This is a genomic window from Cupriavidus sp. 05L411 (assembly GCF_056398045.1).
Genome location: NZ_JBFTOQ010000008.1, coordinates 209,912 through 228,140 on the forward strand (window position 1 = coordinate 209,912; position 18,229 = coordinate 228,140).

The 18,229-nt window shown below is 66.7% G+C and carries 16 protein-coding genes; 5 read left to right on the plus strand and 11 right to left on the minus strand.

Translation table 11 applies throughout. The features are described 5' to 3' along the window. The first annotated feature begins 69 nt into the window (after positions 1-69). The 3 genes from dnaK to AC1DQR_RS12280 all read left to right on the plus strand — a co-directional run bounded on the left by dnaK (position 70) and on the right by AC1DQR_RS12280 (position 5,501). Entirely contained in the window at positions 70-2,076 is a 2,007-nt protein-coding gene (dnaK, locus tag AC1DQR_RS12270; RefSeq protein WP_367651384.1) for a molecular chaperone DnaK, read from the plus strand. Positions 2,077-2,251: 175 nt separating this feature from the next. Further along, a complete protein-coding gene (gene dnaJ, locus AC1DQR_RS12275) occupies positions 2,252-3,400 on the plus strand; it encodes a molecular chaperone DnaJ (RefSeq protein ID WP_150985979.1) in 1,149 nt (382 codons plus the stop codon). 208 nt (positions 3,401-3,608) lie between these two features. Continuing rightward, positions 3,609-5,501 carry a chorismate-binding protein gene (locus tag AC1DQR_RS12280; RefSeq protein ID WP_477133081.1) on the plus strand — a complete coding sequence of 631 codons (1,893 nt, stop codon included), beginning with the start codon at positions 3,609-3,611 and terminating at the stop codon, positions 5,499-5,501. A 9-nt stretch (positions 5,502-5,510) separates the two neighbouring features. Here the strand turns inward: AC1DQR_RS12280 and AC1DQR_RS12285 are convergent, their stop codons facing one another. The 8 genes from AC1DQR_RS12285 to hda form a co-directional block, all read right to left on the minus strand. Then, on the minus strand, positions 5,511-6,242 hold the full coding sequence (locus AC1DQR_RS12285) for an ATP-binding cassette domain-containing protein (protein ID WP_477133082.1): 732 nt from the start codon (positions 6,240-6,242) through the stop codon (positions 5,511-5,513). Beyond that, on the minus strand, positions 6,239-6,937 hold the full coding sequence (locus AC1DQR_RS12290; RefSeq protein ID WP_416049636.1) for an ABC transporter permease: 699 nt from the start codon (positions 6,935-6,937) through the stop codon (positions 6,239-6,241). Before AC1DQR_RS12290 ends, AC1DQR_RS12285 begins: the two co-directional genes overlap by 4 nt. A gap of 13 nt (positions 6,938-6,950) precedes the next feature. Continuing rightward, positions 6,951-7,772, minus strand: a complete 822-nt coding sequence (gene panB / locus AC1DQR_RS12295) for a 3-methyl-2-oxobutanoate hydroxymethyltransferase (protein ID WP_416049635.1) — start codon at positions 7,770-7,772, stop codon at positions 6,951-6,953. Positions 7,773-7,983: 211 nt separating this feature from the next. After that, a complete protein-coding gene (locus AC1DQR_RS12300; RefSeq protein WP_416049634.1) occupies positions 7,984-8,625 on the minus strand; it encodes a deoxynucleoside kinase in 642 nt (213 codons plus the stop codon). Positions 8,626-8,706: 81 nt separating this feature from the next. Beyond that, positions 8,707-9,225: a 2-amino-4-hydroxy-6-hydroxymethyldihydropteridine diphosphokinase gene (gene folK / locus AC1DQR_RS12305; RefSeq protein ID WP_150985983.1), complete on the minus strand. Its 519-nt coding sequence runs from the start codon at positions 9,223-9,225 to the stop codon at positions 8,707-8,709. After that, positions 9,225-10,838 carry a polynucleotide adenylyltransferase PcnB gene (gene pcnB / locus AC1DQR_RS12310; protein ID WP_416049633.1) on the minus strand — a complete coding sequence of 538 codons (1,614 nt, stop codon included), beginning with the start codon at positions 10,836-10,838 and terminating at the stop codon, positions 9,225-9,227. The genes folK and pcnB overlap by 1 nt, the downstream gene beginning before the upstream one ends. 1 nt (position 10,839) lies before the next feature. Further along, positions 10,840-11,514 (minus strand): histidinol-phosphatase, encoded by a 675-nt coding sequence (locus tag AC1DQR_RS12315; protein ID WP_416049632.1) that lies wholly within the window; start codon positions 11,512-11,514, stop codon positions 10,840-10,842. A gap of 115 nt (positions 11,515-11,629) precedes the next feature. Beyond that, positions 11,630-12,337 (minus strand): DnaA regulatory inactivator Hda, encoded by a 708-nt coding sequence (hda, locus tag AC1DQR_RS12320; RefSeq protein WP_043349383.1) that lies wholly within the window; start codon positions 12,335-12,337, stop codon positions 11,630-11,632. A 278-nt stretch (positions 12,338-12,615) separates the two neighbouring features. On the opposite strand from hda, the gene purM reads away from it, so the two are divergent. After that, positions 12,616-13,668: a phosphoribosylformylglycinamidine cyclo-ligase gene (purM, locus tag AC1DQR_RS12325; RefSeq protein WP_477133083.1), complete on the plus strand. Its 1,053-nt coding sequence runs from the start codon at positions 12,616-12,618 to the stop codon at positions 13,666-13,668. Between the two features lie 96 nt (positions 13,669-13,764). On the opposite strand, the gene AC1DQR_RS12330 is transcribed toward purM, so the two are convergent. The 3 genes from AC1DQR_RS12330 to mutL all read right to left on the minus strand — a co-directional run bounded on the left by AC1DQR_RS12330 (position 13,765) and on the right by mutL (position 17,394). Next, the gene (locus AC1DQR_RS12330) at positions 13,765-14,268 is read right to left on the minus strand and encodes a GNAT family N-acetyltransferase (RefSeq protein ID WP_416049631.1); all 504 of its coding nucleotides are present in this window, start codon (positions 14,266-14,268) and stop codon (positions 13,765-13,767) included. An 88-nt stretch (positions 14,269-14,356) separates the two neighbouring features. Then, complete coding sequence (gene miaA, locus AC1DQR_RS12335) at positions 14,357-15,343, minus strand: tRNA (adenosine(37)-N6)-dimethylallyltransferase MiaA (RefSeq protein WP_477133084.1); 987 nt, start codon at positions 15,341-15,343, stop codon at positions 14,357-14,359. Positions 15,344-15,363: 20 nt separating this feature from the next. Further along, the gene (mutL, locus tag AC1DQR_RS12340; RefSeq protein ID WP_416049629.1) at positions 15,364-17,394 is read right to left on the minus strand and encodes a DNA mismatch repair endonuclease MutL; all 2,031 of its coding nucleotides are present in this window, start codon (positions 17,392-17,394) and stop codon (positions 15,364-15,366) included. Positions 17,395-17,550: 156 nt separating this feature from the next. Here mutL and AC1DQR_RS12345 point away from each other — a divergent pair, with 156 nt between their 5' ends. Next, positions 17,551-18,177, plus strand: coding sequence for a VTT domain-containing protein (locus AC1DQR_RS12345; RefSeq protein ID WP_416050383.1), 627 nt, complete (start codon positions 17,551-17,553; stop codon positions 18,175-18,177). Positions 18,178-18,229 lie beyond the last annotated feature (52 nt).

Below are 18,229 nucleotides of genomic sequence, written 5' to 3' on the forward strand. Positions count from 1 at the left end.
AATTTAGTCGGAATTGCACTTCCGGCCCTTGAAATGGCCCCGGACGGCCACATTTCGGCCTCAGGATGAATTGCAGTCCCCGCGGATAGCGGGGCTCAAGAGGAGAGAATAATGGGTAAGATCATCGGTATCGACCTCGGTACCACCAATAGCTGCGTCGCGATCATGGAAGGCAATACGCCCAAGGTGATCGAAAATGCCGAAGGCACGCGTACCACCCCTTCGATCATCGCCTACATGGAAGACGGCGAGATCCTGGTGGGCGCGCCTGCCAAGCGCCAGGCGGTGACCAATCCGCGCAACACCCTGTATGCGGTGAAGCGCCTGATCGGCCGCAAGTTCGAAGAAAAGGAAGTGCAGAAGGACATCGGCCTGATGCCGTACACCATCGTCAAGGCCGACAACGGCGACGCATGGGTGTCCGTGCGCGACCAGAAGCTGGCACCGCCGCAGGTGTCCGCCGAAGTGCTGCGCAAGATGAAGAAGACCGCCGAAGATTACCTCGGCGAGCCGGTGACCGAAGCCGTGATCACGGTGCCGGCTTACTTCAACGACTCGCAGCGCCAGGCCACCAAGGACGCTGGCCGCATCGCAGGCCTGGACGTCAAGCGCATCATCAACGAGCCGACCGCGGCCGCGCTGGCCTTTGGCCTGGACAAGAACGAAAAGGGCGACCGCAAGATCGCCGTGTATGACCTGGGTGGCGGCACGTTCGACATCTCGATCATCGAGATCGCCGACGTTGACGGCGAGAAGCAGTTCGAAGTGCTGTCGACCAATGGCGACACCTTCCTGGGCGGCGAAGACTTCGACCAGCGCATCATCGACTACATCATCGGTGAGTTCAAGAAGGACCAGGGCGTCGACCTGTCCAAGGACGTACTCGCGCTGCAACGCCTGAAAGAAGCCGCTGAAAAGGCCAAGATCGAACTGTCGAGCTCGCAGCAGACCGAAATCAACCTGCCGTACATCACGGCGGATGCCTCCGGTCCGAAGCACTTGAACCTGAAGATGACCCGCGCCAAGCTGGAATCGCTGGTCGAGGAACTGATCCTGCGCACCATCGAGCCGTGCCGCATCGCCATCAAGGACGCCGGCGTCAAGGTCAGCGAAATCGACGACGTGATCCTGGTCGGCGGCATGACCCGCATGCCCAAGGTGCAGGAACAGGTCAAGGAGTTCTTCGGCAAGGAAGCGCGCAAGGACGTGAACCCGGACGAAGCCGTCGCCGTTGGCGCCGCGATCCAGGGCTCCGTGCTGTCGGGCGACCGCAAGGACCTGCTGCTGCTGGACGTGACGCCGCTGTCGCTTGGCATCGAAACGCTGGGTGGCGTGATGACCAAGATGATCACCAAGAACACCACCATCCCGACCAAGCATGCGCAGGTGTTCTCGACCGCTGACGACAACCAGCCGGCCGTGACCATCAAGGTGTTCCAGGGCGAGCGTGAAATGGCCACCGGCAACAAGCTGCTGGGTGAGTTCAACCTCGAAGGCATCGCGCCGGCCGCACGCGGCACGCCGCAGATCGAAGTCTCGTTCGACATCGACGCCAATGGCATCCTGCACGTGGGCGCCAAGGACAAGGCGACCGGCAAGGAAAACCGCATCACCATCAAGGCGAACTCGGGCCTGTCGGAAGACGAGATCCAGCGCATGGTGAAGGACGCCGAGGCCAACGCCGAGGAAGACAAGAAGGCCCGTGAGCTGGCGGACGCCCGCAACCAGGCCGACGCGCTGATCCACTCGACCAAGAAGGCTGTCACCGAATACGGCGACAAGCTGGAAGCGGGCGAGAAGGAAAAGATCGAAGCCGCGATCAAGGAACTGGAAGACGCCGCACGCGGCGGCGACAAGGCCGAGATCGATGCCAAGGTCAGCGCGCTGTCCGAAGCCAGCCAGAAGCTGGGCGAGCGTGTCTATGCGGACATGCAGGCCCAGGCCGGCGAAGCGGGTGCGGCGGGCGCCGCGGGCGCAGCCGGTGCCGGTGCTGCCGGCGCGGGCCATCAGCAAGCCCATCCGCAGGACGATAACGTCGTGGACGCCGAGTTCAAGGAAGTCAACGACAAGAAGTAATGGAAGAGCGGGGCGGGGGCGCGGTGCGCAACACCAGCGCCAGCCCCCATCCCGACGCCGGGCGACGGACATTGGACCAAGCGGGTTACCGCCGTCGAATGCCTCGCTCGGCTTTTTTGCTATTTCGCCCGGGCGGGCTTTGGACGCTTCCGGGCCCATCAGGTAAGCAGCCACCATGGCAAAACGTGACTTTTACGAAGTGCTCGGGGTGGGCAAGAACGCCGGCGACGACGAGATCAAGAAGGCCTATCGCAAGCTGGCGATGAAGCACCACCCGGACCGCAATCCGGACAGCAAGGATTCCGAAGAGAAGTTCAAGGAGGTCAAAGAGGCCTACGAGATGCTTTCGGATCCTGAGAAGAAGGCAGCCTACGACCAGTACGGCCACGCCGGCGTTGACCCCAACATGGCGGGCGGCTTCGGTGGCGGCGGCCAGGCCTACGGCGGTTTCGCCGAAGCCTTCGGCGACATCTTCGGCGATATTTTCGGCCAGCAAGGCGGCCAGGCTGGCGGCGGACGCCGTGGCGGCGGCCCGCAGGTGTACCGCGGCGCCGACCTGCGCTACAGCATGGAAATCACGCTGGAGCAGGCCGCCCACGGCCACGACGCGCAGATCCGGGTGCCCCACTGGGACGAGTGCGAGCATTGCCACGGCAATGGCGCCGAGCCCGGCACCAACGTCGAAACCTGCCCGACCTGCCATGGCGCGGGCCAGGTGCGCGTGTCGCAAGGTTTCTTCTCGATGCAGCAGACTTGCCCCAAGTGCCACGGCACCGGCAAGCACATCCCCAAGCCGTGCACCAAGTGCCACGGTCAGGGCAAGCTGAAGTCGCAGAAGACGCTGGAAGTGAAGATTCCCGCCGGCATCGACGAGGGCATGCGCATCCGCTCCTCGGGCAATGGTGAGCCGGGCATCAACGGCGGCCCCCCGGGGGACCTGTATGTGGAAGTCCACATCAAGCAGCACGCGGTGTTCGAGCGCGACGGCGACGACCTGCACTGCCAGATGCCGATTTCCTTCGCCACCGCGGCGCTGGGCGGCGACCTGGAAGTGCCCACGCTGGGCGGCAAGGCCAGCTTCCCGGTGCCGGAAGGCACCCAGCCCGGCAAGACCTTCCGTCTGCGTGGCAAGGGCATCAAGGGTGTGCGCTCGGGCTACCCCGGCGACCTCTACGTGCACGTGAACGTGGAAACGCCGGTCAAGCTGACCGAGGCGCAGAAGGACATCCTGCGCCAGTTCGACCGCTCGGTGCATGAAGGTGGCTCGCGCCACAGCCCGCAGGAGCAATCCTGGTTGGACAAGGTGAAGAGCTTCTTCAGCTGATCCGGCTTGGGACATGCGGCCGGCCACGCTTTGATGCGTGGCCGGCTTTTTTGTTTTTTGGGCGCCGATCAAATCGTTGGCTTCGCTTCAAGCCACCCCTGTCCTCGGCCCTCTGCTCCAGAGGGGATAGGGCCGGGCACAGAGCGGGCGCGCGATAATGCGATGTCGCCCGCCTCCCGGCGACCTCAATTTACGCTGGTGATTTCCCGTGGCAGTTTCCCCGATCCGCACGTTCCCCTTCCCGGCCAACGCCGAGCCTTTCGTCCTGCTCGACAATGCCACCGCCGCGCCGGGCGAGGCGGCATCGCGCCTGTACACCGGCTTTGCCCGTGAAGACGTGCTGCCGGATGCCTCCGCGCTCGGCACGCTCGATGCCTTGCTGGCCGATGGCTGGGGCCAGGGCTGGCACGCCACCTTGTTCGCGCCTTACGAATTCGGCGGTCCGCTGGTTGGCGTGCCGGTCCATGTCGATTGCGCATTGCCCTTCCACGATGGCGCGCTGCGCCTGCTGTGGTTCAGGGAGATGCATCGGCTGGACAAGGCGCTGGTCGCGCAATGGCTGGCGCGGTCCCCGGATCAGCCGGCCGGCTTGATGGATGTCCTGGCCGACACGCCGGAGCCGGCTTTCCATGCTGCCATTGCTCGCATTCACCAATGGATCGAAGCCGGCGACACCTACCAGGTCAATTTCACGCAGCGCCTGCGCTTTGCCGAGTTTGGCGATCCGCTGGCGCTCTATGCCGCCTTGCGTGCCGCCCAGCCGGTGCCCTACGGCGCGCTGGCGCGGCTGCCGGGCGATGGCTGGGTGCTGTCGCTGTCGCCGGAATTGTTCGTCCGGCATGACGGCCAGGGCCAGTTGCTCACCCGCCCGATGAAGGGCACGGCGCCGCGCACGGGCGACGACGCGCGCGATGCCGAGGCCGCGCTGGCGCTGGCGGCCGACGCCAAGAACCGCGCCGAGAACGTGATGATCGTCGACCTGCTGCGCAACGACCTGGGCCGCGTCGCGGTGCCGGGTACGGTGGCCGTGCCCGATCGCTTCGTGGTGCAGCCCTTCGGCCAAGTGCTGCAGATGACCTCCACCGTGACTGCCAGGGCGCGCGCCGGCACCCGCCTGGCGGATCTGATGCGCGCGCTGTTTCCCTGCGGCTCCATCACCGGCGCGCCCAAGCGGCGCACCATGGAGATCATCGGCGAGCTGGAGAGTGCGCCGCGCGGCCTTTACACCGGCTCGCTCGGCTGGATCGATGCGCCCGGCGAAGGGCAAGCGCAGGCGTGGCCGGGTACCTTTGCGCTGTCGGTCGCCATCCGCACGCTGGTATTGGGCGCGCAGGGTGCCGACGGACTGCGCGCGGGCGAGATGGGCGTGGGCGGTGGCATCGTGCATGACAGCGACGCCGCGGGTGAATTTGCCGAGTGCGGCTGGAAGGCGCGCTTCCTGACCGCGCACGATCCGGGCTTTACCTTGTTCGAAACCATGCGGGCGGAAGACGGGGCGTGCCAGCGCCTGGATCAGCATCTGGCGCGGCTGGCGGCTTCCGCTGCGTGCTTCGGCTTCGGGTTTGAGCGCGCTCGTGCGTTGGCGTTGGTACAGGCGGCTGTGGCGGATCTCGGGGCCGGCACCTGGCGCCTGCGGCTGGCGCTGGACAAGGCAGGCAGCTTCACCATTGCCCACGGACCGATGGCGCCGCTCGCCGCGGTCCCGGCGCGCGTAGTGCTGGCCGCGCAGGCGCTGCCGGTCGCGGACGCGTTGCGCCGCCACAAGACCAGCGCGCGCGCCGTCTATGACGCCGGTTGGCAAGCGGCCGAGCGCGCCGGCGCCTTCGACAGCCTGTTCTTCAACGCCCGCGGCGAGCTGCTCGAAGGCGGCCGCAGCTCCGTGTTCGTCAAGGTGGAAGGCGAGTGGCTGACGCCGCCGCTGGCCGCCGATATCCTGCCCGGCGTGATGCGCGCTGCGGTGCTGGGCGATGGTGCACGCTACCTCGGCGCGACGGTGCGCGAGGCGGTTGTCACACGGGCCATGCTGCTGAGTGCGGAGGCACTAGCGCTGGCGAATTCGCTGCGGGGTGTACTGTCGGCGGAGTTGCCGGCAACAGCCTGATCCAGGCGTTCAGGGGTGGCGCGTATCCAGCCGCCCGTCGCCAAGCTTCCAGCGCACCACGCCCGGCAGGTTGATCAGCTCGCGATCGTGGCAGACCATCACCACGCTGCGGCCTTCGGCGGCCAGGTCCTGCACCAGGCCGATCACCTGTTCGCGAGCGTGGCCGTCCAGGCTGGAGGTGGGCTCGTCCAGCAGCAGCAAATCTGGCTCCAGCACCTTGGCGCGGGCCAGTGCCACGCGCTGCACCTCGCCGCCGGACAGGCATTCGGGGGCGGTGTCCTGCACGTGCGTGATGCCGGCCCAGCCCAGCGCGGCTCCCACGCGCCGCCTGACTTCGTCGTCGGGCATGCCACGCGCTTTCAGGCCATAGGCGATGTTCTCGCGCACCGAGGTGCGAAACAGGTAGGGATGCTGGTGCAGGTAGGCAATGCGCTGGCGTAGCGCGGCGGGCAGCGGATCGAGTGCGGCGTTGCGCGGCGTGCCGTCCGCGCTGGTCCAGGCCACGGTCGCGCCGGGTGCGCGCTCCAGCCCCGCCACCATGCGCAGCAGCGTGCTCTTGCCCGCGCCATTGACACCGGTCAGCACCACCACAGCGGCACGCGGGAAGGCCAGCTCGGCAATATCGAACAGCCGCCGCGCGCCTACCTGGCGCTGCAAGCCGCGCACCCTCAGCAGCGGCGGCAGCTGGGAAGGCGGCAACGCCTGCCCGTCAGGCGTGCGGCGCGCGGGCAGGGTGCTCATCGGCGAAATCCTCCCGCGCCTTGCAGCCACGCCAGCATCACATTGACGAGCACTGCCAGTGCGATCAGCACAACGCCCAGCGCGATACCCTGGGCGAATTCTCCCTTGCTGGTTTCCAGCGCGATGGCGGTGGTGATGGTCCGGGTGGCGCCTTCGATATTGCCGCCGATCATCAGCGCCGAGCCGACTTCGGCGATGACCCGCCCAAAGCCCGCCACCAGTGCGGCCATCAGGCCGAAGCGCATCTCGCGCAGGACGGTGAAAAAGGTCCGCCAGCGCCCGGCACCCAGTACCCAGGCGGTTTCACGCAGCCGCGCATCCGCCCCCTGCAAGGTGGACAGGGCAAACGCCAGCACCACCGGGAAGCCGATCACCGCCTGCCCGAGCACCATGCCGCTGCGGGTAAACAGCAAGGAAAAATTGCCCAGCGGCCCGTGGCGGGTGAACAGCAGGTAGAGGATCAGTCCGACCAGCACGGTCGGGAAGGAGAGGAAGGCCTGCGCCATCACCACCACCACACGCCGCCCGGGAAAATCGTGGGTGGCGATCAGGTAGGCTGCGCCGATGGCCGGCACGGCGGCCATCGCCAGCCCGAGCACGGCCACTACCAGCGAGGTCCAGACGATGAACCAGATGGCGCCGTCACCGCTGGCCAGAAGCGCAAAGGCCGCAGCGGTGGCGGCACCGATCTCCATTGCCGGCGCGCGCTCAGGCCGAGAAGGTGTGCTCGACGGCCGGGAAGCTGCCGTCCTTCACGGCCGCCACGTAGGCGCGCACGGCGGCCTCGATCGAGCTGGCGCCCTCCATGAAGTTGCGCACGAACTTGGCCTTGCGGCCCGGGTAGACGTTGATCATGTCCTGCAGCACCAGTACCTGGCCGGAGCAATCCGCGCCGGCGCCGATGCCGATGGTCGGGATCGTCAGCAGGCCGGTGACCACGCCGGCCACAGCCGCCGGCACGGCTTCCATCACGATCAGCTGGGCGCCCGCGGCTTGCAGCGCGAGCGCGTCGCGCTTGAGCTGCGCCGCGCTTTCGTCGGTCTTGCCCTGCACCTTGAAGCCGCCCAGCGCGTGCACCGACTGCGGCGTCAGGCCAATGTGGCCGCACACCGGAATGCTGCGCTCGACCAGGAACTTGACGGTGGGCGCGAGCCAGTCGCCGCCCTCCAGCTTGACCATTTGCGCGCCGGCCCGCATCAGCGCCACGGCGCTGGTGAAGGTGGCTTCCGGGGTGGGATAGGTGCCGAATGGCAGGTCCGCCACCAGCAGCGCGCTCTGGTTGCCGCGCGCCACGCATTCGGTGTGATAGACAACCTGTTCGAGCGTCACGGGCAGCGTGGTCTGCTGGCCTTGCATGACATTGCCAAGGGAGTCGCCGACCAGCAGCACCTCGACCCCGCAGTAGTCGAGCAGCGCGGCGAAGCTGGAGTCGTAGGCGGTCAGCATGGCGATTTTTTCGCCGGCGGCGCGCATCGCTTGCAGCTTGGGGATGGTGACGGTCTTGCGGGAGGGGTCGAGGAGGTAACTCATGACGTTGGGCCGGTAGAGAGACGGGAGCCGGGCCGGCCGCAATGCGGCAGTGCATTCATGATCGGTGCATCAACGCATCTGCATCCGTGCGGCAAGGCCTTTGCCCCTTTCAGTTCGTACTGCGCGAGGCGCTCGGCCCCAGGATGGGGCCACGGGATTCGCGGCAGCGACTGCTGTCGTTATGGTGAAGGCTGGCAGGCGGGAGAGCCTGTCAGGGCGCAGCGAGATTGAGAAAGGCCTTGCGGCCACGCATGTTTTCGATGCGCGACAGTAGTGTACGGAAATCGGCGTCGTTGTCTACCGGGCTGAAGTGGGCGGTGTCGACGATCATGACCGGTGCCTCGTCGTAGCGATGGAACAGCTCGCCGTAGGCATCCGACAACCGCTCCAGATAGGCATCGTCGATGCTGGACTCGCCAGGCGCGTTGCGCCGGGCGATGCGCTCGCGCAGCAGGGCGGGTGAGGCCTGCAGCACGATGACGAGGTCTACGCGCTGGCCTTGGGCCGGCAGGCGCGCGGCGAGGGCGTCGTACAGCGCCAGTTCGTCCTCGGGCAGTGTCAGCCCGGCATAGAGGCGGTCCCTGGTGTGCAGGAAATCGCCCACCATGCGCTGGCCCGCCAGCAGTGCCGCCTGCCAGGCCTTGAGCTGCTGCGCGCGCTGGTTCATCAGTGATAGCTGCAGCGGCAGCGCGTATCGCGCGGGCTCGCGGTAGTAGCGTTCCAGGAAGGGGTTTTCACGCGCCGCATCGAGCAATTCGCCGGTGCGCAGGGTTTGCGCCAGGCGTTGCGCGAGCGCGGTCTTGCCGGCTCCGATGGGGCCTTCCACCACAATGCGGCGCAGGTGTTCGAGCATGGGCGGGTCCGGTCGGCTAGGGGGAACTACACAGTACAGGGCGGATAAAGCGGGGCCGGCTTGCCGCTGCCGGCCATGGCTTCAGGAATCGCTGCGCGCGTCCAGTTGCCGAGTGCACTTGCAAAAGGAGACCTTCTCGACGCGCTGCGCGCTGACCGCGGCCAGGTAATCCGCCGCAGGGCCAAGGCCAGGGATAACCAGTTCGGCATCCAGCTCAAGCAGCGGCACCAGCGTGAAGGCGCGTTCGGCCAGGCGTGGATGCGGCACCACCAGCTTTTCGTCCTGGTGGATTTCGTCGCCAAAGACCAGCAGGTCCAGGTCGAGGGTGCGTGGTGCGTTGCGAAAAGGCCGCTCGCGGCCGAACTGATCCTCGATGTGGTGACAGATGCGCAATAGCTGGGCGGCGGTGAACGAGGTCTCTACCTTGACCACCGCGTTGTAATAGTCGTTGCCCGTCGCATCGACCGGGGCCGTGCGATAGAGCGACGATCTCGCCAGCACCGTGATGCCGACCTGCTGGGCCAGGCACACGATGGCATCTTTCAGAGCCTGCCGGGCGTCCCCCAGGTTGGCTCCGATGCCGATAAAGGCAAGTGTCATTACGATTCCTCCGGCTGGACGCGTACCTTGCCGGTTTTCCGGTCTGCAGTGGAGCCGGATTCCTGGCTCGCGTCCATATCACTCCGCGGAGAAACTTTATCCGATTTCCGCGGACTGCGCCGGCGGCGCTTCTTGCGTGCCGGGCCGCCGCTGTCGCTGCTATCGCCATCTCCGGCGGGCTCAAAGCCTTCGGCATCGCCCGCGCCGCCGCTGCCGCCGCCGCCTTGCTTGCCGGCGCCGCGCACCGGGCGCACTGCCTCGATCAGGTCCTCGCGGCCGTGGCTATCGGCATCCTGGAAGTCTTGCCACCATTTCGCCAGCTCGGCCGGCTGCTCGCCGGATTCGCAGCGCAGGTAGAGGAAATCGAAGCCGGCACGGAAGCGCGGCGATTCGATCAGGCGGAACGGCATGCGGCCCACGCGCTTCTCGAAGCGCGGCTGCATGCCCCAGATGTCCCGCATGTCGGTGACAAAGCGGCGCTGGATGGCGAGCTGGCCGGTCTGGCGTTCCAGCACGTCGTCCATGGCGATATTCAGCGCGGCGATGGCGTGTTCGCCTTCCTCGCGCAGCGTGGTCCAACGCTGCAGCACGTGGTGCCAAAGCAGCGCGGCAAACAGGAAGCCCGGCGAGACCGGCTTGCCAACCTGCACACGCTGGTCCGTGTTGTCCAGCGCCAGTTGCACGAAGCGCTGGCCCATCGGCTGCTCCAGCGCGACATCCAGCAGCGGCAGCAGGCCGCGGTGCAGGCCGGCCTTGCGCAGCTCCTGCAGCGACGCCCAGGCATGGCCTGACATCAGCAGCTTGAGCATCTCGTCGAACAGGCGCGCGCTGGGCACATTGTGGATCAGCGAGGCCAGGTCGGCGATCGGCTGGCGGGTGTCCTCGTCGATCGTGAACCCGGTCTTGGCGGCGAAGCGCACCACGCGCAGCATGCGGATGGGGTCTTCGCGGTAGCGTGTGACCGGATCGCCGATCATGCGCAGCGTGCGCGCGCGGATGTCCTCCATGCCCTGGTGGTAGTCGTACACCAGTTGCTGGGCGGGGTCGTAGTACATCGCGTTGATGGTGAAGTCGCGGCGTTCCGCGTCTTCGGCCTGCGAGCCCCACACGTTGTCGCGCAGCACGCGGCCAGAGGCATCGATCGCGTGGGTCTTGCTGTCGAGCTCGGAGCGCTTGAGGCGGCGCCCTTCGGGCAAGGTCTCGCTGGCGACCGCGTCGACCAGCGCGCGGAAGGTGGAGACTTCAATGATCTCCTGCTCGCGCCCGCCATAGAACGTCACGTGCACGATCTGGAAGCGCCGGCCGATGATGCGAGAGCGGCGGAACAGCGCCTGCACCTGGTCAGGCGTGGCGTTGGTGGCGACGTCGAAGTCCTTGGGCTTGATGCCTAGCAACAGGTCGCGCACCGCGCCGCCGACGATAAACGCGTCGTAGCCTGCCTGCTGCAGCGTGGAGGTGACCTTGATGGCATTGCGCGAGATCAGCGACTGGTCGATCTGGTGCTCGGCATGCGCAACGATATTCGGCGTATGGGCGCGCTGGCCGCGGCGTTTGACGGGGCGCTGCTGGGTGCCCGGCTTGCCTAGCAGCCGGTTGATTAGCTTTTTGATCACGTCAGAACAGGTCCATGATGCGCCAGCCTGACGCGGCGGCGTGGTGACGCAGGCGATCGTCCGGGTTGGCGGCGATCGGCTCGCTGACCTTCTCCAGCAGCGGCAGGTCGTTGGCCGAATCGCTGTAGAAGGTGGTGTTTTCGAAGGCATCCCATTGGGTGCCCATGCTCTTAAGCCAGGCTTCCACCCGGGTTATCTTGCCCTCGCGGAAGCTGGGAATGCCAGCCACTTCGCCGGTGAAGGCGCCGTCGGGCTTGCCGTTGGCGGTGGCCGGCTCGGTGGCGATCAGGTGCTTGATGCCGAAAGCCGCCGTGATCGGGGCGGTGACGAAACTATTGGTAGCGGTGACCACGGCGCACAGGTCGCCGGCGTCGAGGTGCTTGTAGACCAGTGCGCGCGCCTGCGGCGTGATGACCGGATCGATCACTTCACGCATGAACTGGCTGCGCAACGCTTCCAGGCGGTCGCGCGGATTGGCCGCCAGCGGCGCCAGCGCGAAACGCAGGAAAGCCTGGATATCCAGGGTGCCAGCCTTGTAATGGCCGAAGAACTCGTCGTTCCTGCGGCGGTAGAATTCCTCGTCGACAACGCCCAGGCGTACCAGGAAGCGGCCCCATTCGTGGTCGCTGTCGGTCGGGAGCAAGGTGTGGTCGAGGTCGAACAATGCCAGATTCATGGGCGGCGATTTTACATTAACGTGACTGTGAGAGCTTTCTTAACGTCTCTGGATGCCAACAAAGGCAAGCACGGCGCATGCCATGGGTCACGCGCGCTGGCGCGCAGGCCCTGGCTCACTCGCGCAACTCGGCGAACATTTCCCGCAGCAGGGGCAGCGTGACGGCGCGCTTGCGCTCCAGCGAATAGGTGTCCAACGCGTCCAGCAGCGCCATCAGGCTGGGCATGTCGCGGTATTTGCGGGTGACCAGCCAGTGCGGGATTTCCGGCGAAAGCTGCAGCCCGCGCTCGCGCGCGGCCTGCACCAGCGCCGCCATCTTGTCCTCGTCCGACAGCGGTGCCAACTGATAGACCAGGCCCCAGCCCAGCCGCGTGCGCAAGTCCTCGCGCACCGGCATGGCCAGCGGCGCCTGGCTGCCGGCCACCACGATGGCGGTGCGCACGTGAGCCCGGACCTCGTTGTACAGCGAGAACACGGCGATCTGGCGCGCTTCGTCGAGCAGTTCCACATCGTCCACGGTGTAGAGCTGGCAGCTCGGGTCGAAGATGAAGTCCGACAAGGCGTGATGCGGGCTCAGGTAGCGGCAACGGATGCCGGCCTGGTAGCCGCTGTCGCAGACCGCATGCAGCAGGTGGGTGCGGCCCGAGCCCACTTCGCCCCACAGGTAGATCAGGCGGTCGGCGGCCCGCTCCTGCGCCACTGCCGTGGCCAGGTCGCGCAGGCGCTGCACCGGCTCGCGGTTGACCGCAACGAAAAAATTCTCGAAGGTCGAGGGCGGCGGACTGCCAAGTTCAAGCGATAGCTGCTTGGGACGCTGAAACATGACTTATCGGTTACTTTTGGTACGGATCATCTGTCAGGTAAACGCGTCGCGGCTGGCATGCGCTGACCGCCTGTAGGGCGCGGGCAGAACCGCCGGTGGCTGCCGGAATCATCTTCATCGGGAATGGCTGCGGACAATACTTCATGACACGGAACACCGGAAACTGGAAGCCGGAAGCCCGTATCCGTTAAAATTGCAATTCTACTGGACTCGCGGCCGCAAATCGCCGTCGTGAGCGCCGCATTCCTCACTTCATACTCCAGGAAAAGCAGGTTCCCATGAGCGCATCCCCCACTTCCGGCCAGGCAGGCCTCTCCTACCGCGATGCCGGCGTCGATATCGACGCGGGCGACGCGCTCGTCGACCGCATCAAGCCGTTCGCCAAGCGCACCATGCGCGAAGGCGTGATGGCCGGCATCGGGGGCTTCGGCGCACTGTTCGAGCTGTCCAAGAAATACAAGGAACCGGTGCTGGTCTCCGGCACCGACGGCGTGGGCACCAAGCTCAAGCTGGCCTTCCAGCTGAACCGCCACGACACCGTGGGCCAGGACCTGGTCGCCATGAGCGTCAACGACATCCTGGTGCAGGGTGCTGAGCCACTGTTCTTCCTCGACTACTTCGCCTGCGGCAAGCTCGACGTGGAAACCGCGGCGACCGTGATCAAGGGCATCGCCCATGGCTGCGAGCTGTCCGGCTGCGCGCTGATCGGTGGCGAAACCGCCGAAATGCCCAGCATGTACCCCGATGGCGAGTATGACCTGGCCGGCTTCGCAGTTGGCGCCGTGGAGAAGAGCCGCATCATCGACGGTACCACCATCGTGCCGGGCGACGTGGTACTGGGCCTGGCTTCGTCGGGCGCGCACTCCAACGGCTACTCGCTGGTGCGCAAGATCATCGAAGTGGCCAAGCCGGACCTGAACGCAGACTTCTACGGCCAGCGCCTGCAGGACGCCATCATGGCGCCCACCCGCATCTACGTGAAGCCGCTGCTGTCGCTGATCGAGACCCTGCCGGTCAAGGGCATGGCCCACATCACCGGCGGCGGCCTGACCGAGAACGTGCCGCGCGTACTGGCGCTGAACGTGACCGCCGTGCTGCAGCGCGACGCCTGGACCCTGCCGCCGCTGTTCCAGTGGCTGCAAGCCCAGGGCAACGTTGCCGACGACGAAATGCACCGCGTGTTCAACTGCGGCATCGGCATGGTGGTGATCGTCGCCAAGGAAGACGCCGACCGCGCCATTCGTCATCTGCAAGCCGCTGGCGAAGCCGTGTGGCAGATCGGCGAGATCCGCGAGCGTGAAGAAGGCCAGGCGCAGACCATCGTGGTCTGAGCGGTCCCGCTCCAATAAAAAAGCGGCGCATGCTCAGGCATGCGCCGCTTTTTTTTTGCCCGTCGGGCGCAGGCCGTCGATCGACGGTCTGCCGAGTTACTCCGTCGCGCCCAGCTTCGCCAGCGCGTCCCCGGTCACCCGGCAAATTCGCCAGTCCGGCATCACGTCCGCACCCATTGCCCGGTAGAAATCAATGGAAGGCGTGTTCCAGTCCAGCACGCTCCATTCGAAGCGGCCGCAGCCGCGCTCCACCGCCAGCGCCGCAAGATGCTTGAGCAGGACCTTGCCCAGCCCATGGCCGCGCCAGGCGGGGTCGACATAGAGATCTTCCAGATACAGCCCGGGCTTGGCCAGGAAGGTCGAGAAATTGTGGAAGAACAAGGCGAACCCGACGGCCTGCGGGCCCTGAGCGCCGGGGACCTCCACCAGCACAGCCTCGGCATGCGGGCGCGGGCCAAACAGTGCCTCGCGCAGTTTTTCCGGTGTGGCTTCGACCAGGTGGGTGAGTTTCTCGTATTCGGCCAGTCCCGTGATCAGCGCGAGCAAGGTTTCGCAATCGTCGGAAGTGGCGGGGCGCAGTACGAAATCGGTGGCAGGCATAGCGGGATTTGACGTCATCGGCAAGATATAAACGACGATTATCGCTTATCCGTCACACCGGTCCCCCATTCTCCATTTCCCATTGACGCTACGCTTGCCCGATCCGCGCCAGCCGCGCCACCTGCGCGACGTAGTCCGGCGCCAGGCAGTCCACAACCTCCCGCTCGGGCGTGCTGCGCAGCCAGGTCAGCTGGCGCTTGCAGAGCTGGCGGGTGGCGGCCAGGCCGCGCTCGCGCATGGTGTCGAAATCGGTCTCGCCGTCGAGGTATTCCCACACCTGCCGGTAGCCGACGCAGCGGATCGCGGGCAGCGTAGGCTGCAGGTCGCCGCGCGCGCGCAGCCGCTGCACTTCCTCGATAAAGCCGTCAGCCAGCATGGCGTCGTAGCGGGTGGCGATGCGCGCGTGCAGCACGGCGCGCTCCGACGGCTCCAGCGCGATTACGCGGTAGCGTCGGTCGGCTGCGCCGGCAAAAGTGCGCTCGTCGGCCTGCCGCGCCAGCAGCGCCGACATGGGCTGGCCGGACAGGCGGTGGATCTCCAGTGCGCGCTGGATGCGCTGGGCATCGTTGGGCGCGAGGCGCGCCGCGGTGACCGGATCGACCTCGCCCAGCATGGCGTGCAGCGCCGGCCAGCCGCGCTCGGCGGCCAGCGCGTCCAGCTCGGCACGCAGGGCCGGATCGGCTTGCGGGAGGTCGTTCAGGCCCTGCGTCAGCGCCTTGTAGTACAGCATGGTGCCGCCGACGATCAGCGGTTCGCGGCCGCGCGCGCGGATCTCCACGATCAGCCGCTCGGCGTCGGTGACGAACTGGGCGGCCGAGTAGCTATCGGCAGGATCGATGATGTCGATCAGGTGATGCGGCACCGCGGCCAGTTCGGCGGGCGAGGGCTTGGCGGTGCCGATGTCCATCTCGCGGTAGACCAGGGCCGAGTCCAGGCTGATGATCTCGATCGGCGTCTGCGCGGCCAGCGCCAGTGCCGCGGCGGTCTTGCCGGAGGCGGTGGGGCCGAGCAGGCTGACCACCGGCGCGTGGCCTGATGCGGGTGCGGCGGTGCCGCTGGGTGAGGCGGTTGTCATCAAGTCGTGGGGCACGCGGCTTACTGCCCTCGAAGGAACAGGCGATCGAGTTCCGCCACGGTCAGCTGCACCCAAGTGGGCCGGCCGTGGTTGCACTGGTCGGCGCGCTCGGTCTGCTCCATCTGGCGCAGCAGCGCGTTCATTTCTTCCAGCGTGAGTTTGCGGTTGGCGCGCACCGCGCTGTGGCAAGCCAGCGTGGCCAGCAGTTCGTTCTGGCGCTCGACCAGCACGCGCGAGCCGCCGAAGGCTTGCAGGTCGCGCAGCACGTCGCGCGCCAGGGCTTCGGTGTCGGCCTGCTTGAGCAGAGCGGGAATCGCGCGGATTGCCAGCGTGGTGGGCGAGACCTGCGCGATGTCGAAGCCGAGCAGGGTGAGGGTTTCCTGGTGCTCCTCGGCCGTGCCGATTTCCACCGGGCTGGCTGTGAGCGTGACCGGGATCAGCAGCGACTGCACCGCGAGCTCGCGCGCTTCGAGCGCGGTCTTGATCTGCTCGTAGAGGATGCGCTCGTGGGCGGCGTGCATATCCACCAGCACCAGGCCGCGCGCGTTCTGCGCCAGCACATAGATGCCGTGCAACTGCGCGATGGCATAGCCCAGCGGGCTGGCCTCGTCTTCGGGAAGTTCCTGGCGGGCCAGCTGGTCCAGCAGGCCGGGCGGGTCGTTCTCGCGCGCGGCTTGCGCATCGGCCAGCCAGGCCGGGGGCGTGGCGCCCGGGCCGGCCGGCGGGACATAGGCGGCGGGGCCGCGTGAAAACCCGCCGCCCGGCTGGATCGCGTCGCGCACCATGCCGAGATAGGCCTGCCGGGGCTGGGCCACGCCGAGCTCGGTCTGCCGTGCGGCGGCAGTGTAGTCGACCCATGGCCGCGGGCTGGCGCCGCCGCCCATGCCGCCGCTTCTGCCCGATCCGGCGAAGCCACCGGAGCCACTGGAGCCACCGCCAAAGCTCCGCGCGCCCGGGAATCCGCCGGCGCCGCCAATTGGCTCGGCCGCCGCCGGATCGGCCGCGTCGACCGACGTATGCAGGCTGTCGCCCTGCTCGCCGGCCTGCCGCGCCAGGCAACGCTGCACGGCGTGGTAGACAAACTGGTGCACCGAGCGCGATTCGCGGAAACGCACTTCGATCTTGGACGGGTGCACGTTCACGTCCACCATCTCGGGCGGCAGGTCCATGCACAGCACGTAGGAGGGGAAGCGGTCGCCGTGCAGCACGTCCTGGTAAGCACTGCGCACGGCATGGGTCAGCAGCTTGTCACGCACATAGCGGCCGTTGACGAAGAAGAACTGCTGGTCCGGGCGCCCGCGCGAGGCGGTGGGCAGCCCGGCAAAGCCATACAGGTGCAAGCTGCCGGCCTCTTCATCCAGCGGCAGCCGGGCGTTGGCGAAGTCGGCGCCCAGCACCTGGGCGGTGCGCGTGGCGACATCGCCGGCGTTCCAGTGCTCCATCGGCTTGCCATTGTGATGGACCGAGATGGCCACGTCCGGGCGCGCCAGCGCCGCGCGCCGCACCATCTCCAGGCAGTGGCCAAACTCGGTTTGTTCGGATTTCAGGAACTTTCGGCGCGCTGGCGTGTTGAAGTAAAGGTGCTGCACGTCGACGGTGGTGCCCACGCCGCCGGATGCGGGCTGTACCACGCCGGTGTCGGCGATCACCTGCATCGCGTGGGTATCGCTGGCGGTGCGGCTGGTCAGGGTCAGCTCGGACACCGAGGCGATCGAGGCCAGTGCTTCGCCGCGAAAGCCAAGCGTCAGCACCGCTTCAAGCTCGTCCAGCGAGGCGATCTTGCTGGTGGCGTGGCGCTTGAGCGCGACCGGCAGCTCATCGGCGGGAATGCCGCAGCCGTTGTCGGCAATCACGATGCGGCGCACGCCACCTTCCTCCAGGCGGAGGTTGAGCTGGGTGGCGCCGGCGTCCAGCGCGTTCTCCAGCAGTTCCTTGACCACGGAGGCGGGGCGCTCCACCACCTCGCCGGCAGCGATCTGGCTGATCAGCTGGTCGGGCAGGGGGCGGATGGGACGGAGCGGCTGGGCGGGGTGCGGGGCTTGGGCAGGCATGGGCGGAATTATACGTGGGTGCGCCGCCTGGCCCATGGGCGCGCGATGGATGAAAAGTGGCTGGGCAAGGTGACTTTGGCGCCCGTCCGGTCTTGTATGATGTCGGCAAATTATCGAACGGGGATCGAATTGGATATCGCATTGCAGTTCATCGACATGCTGCTGCACGTCGACAAATACCTAGGCACCGTCATCCAGAACTACGGTGCGTGGGTCTACGCCATCCTCTTCGCCATCGTGTTCGCGGAGACTGGGCTTGTGGTGCTGCCTTTTCTCCCGGGCGATTCCCTGTTGTTTATCGCCGGCGCCTTCTGCGCCACGCACGCCATGAATGAATGGGCGCTGGTCGGCCTGCTGCTGGTGGCGGCGATCGGCGGCAATACGGTCAACTACTTTGTCGGCAGCTGGGTCGGGCCGAAAGTGTTCGACGGCCATTGGCGCTTCCTGGACCAGCAGGCGCTGCGCAAGACGCACAATTTCTACGAGCGCCACGGCGGCAAGATGCTGGTGATGGCCCGTTTCCTGCCGATCGTGCGTACCTTCGCGCCGTTCGTGGCCGGCGTGTCGCAGATGACTTTCGCCAAGTTCCAGCTGTTCAACGTGATCGGCGCGGCGGCCTGGGTGCTGGGCCTGGTGTTTGCCGGCTACTTCTTCGGCAACCTGCCGTTCATCAAGCAATACCTGAACCTGATTGTGCTGGCGGGCATCGGCGCGGCTGTGGTGCCGCTGGTGCTGGGTGGCCTGTGGAAGCTCGTGCGGGGCGGCAAGCGCCGTCCTTCCTGAGCCAGCGGGGGGCAGGCCCCGGCCTGCCCCCCGCCTGAGTTTCAGGTTACTT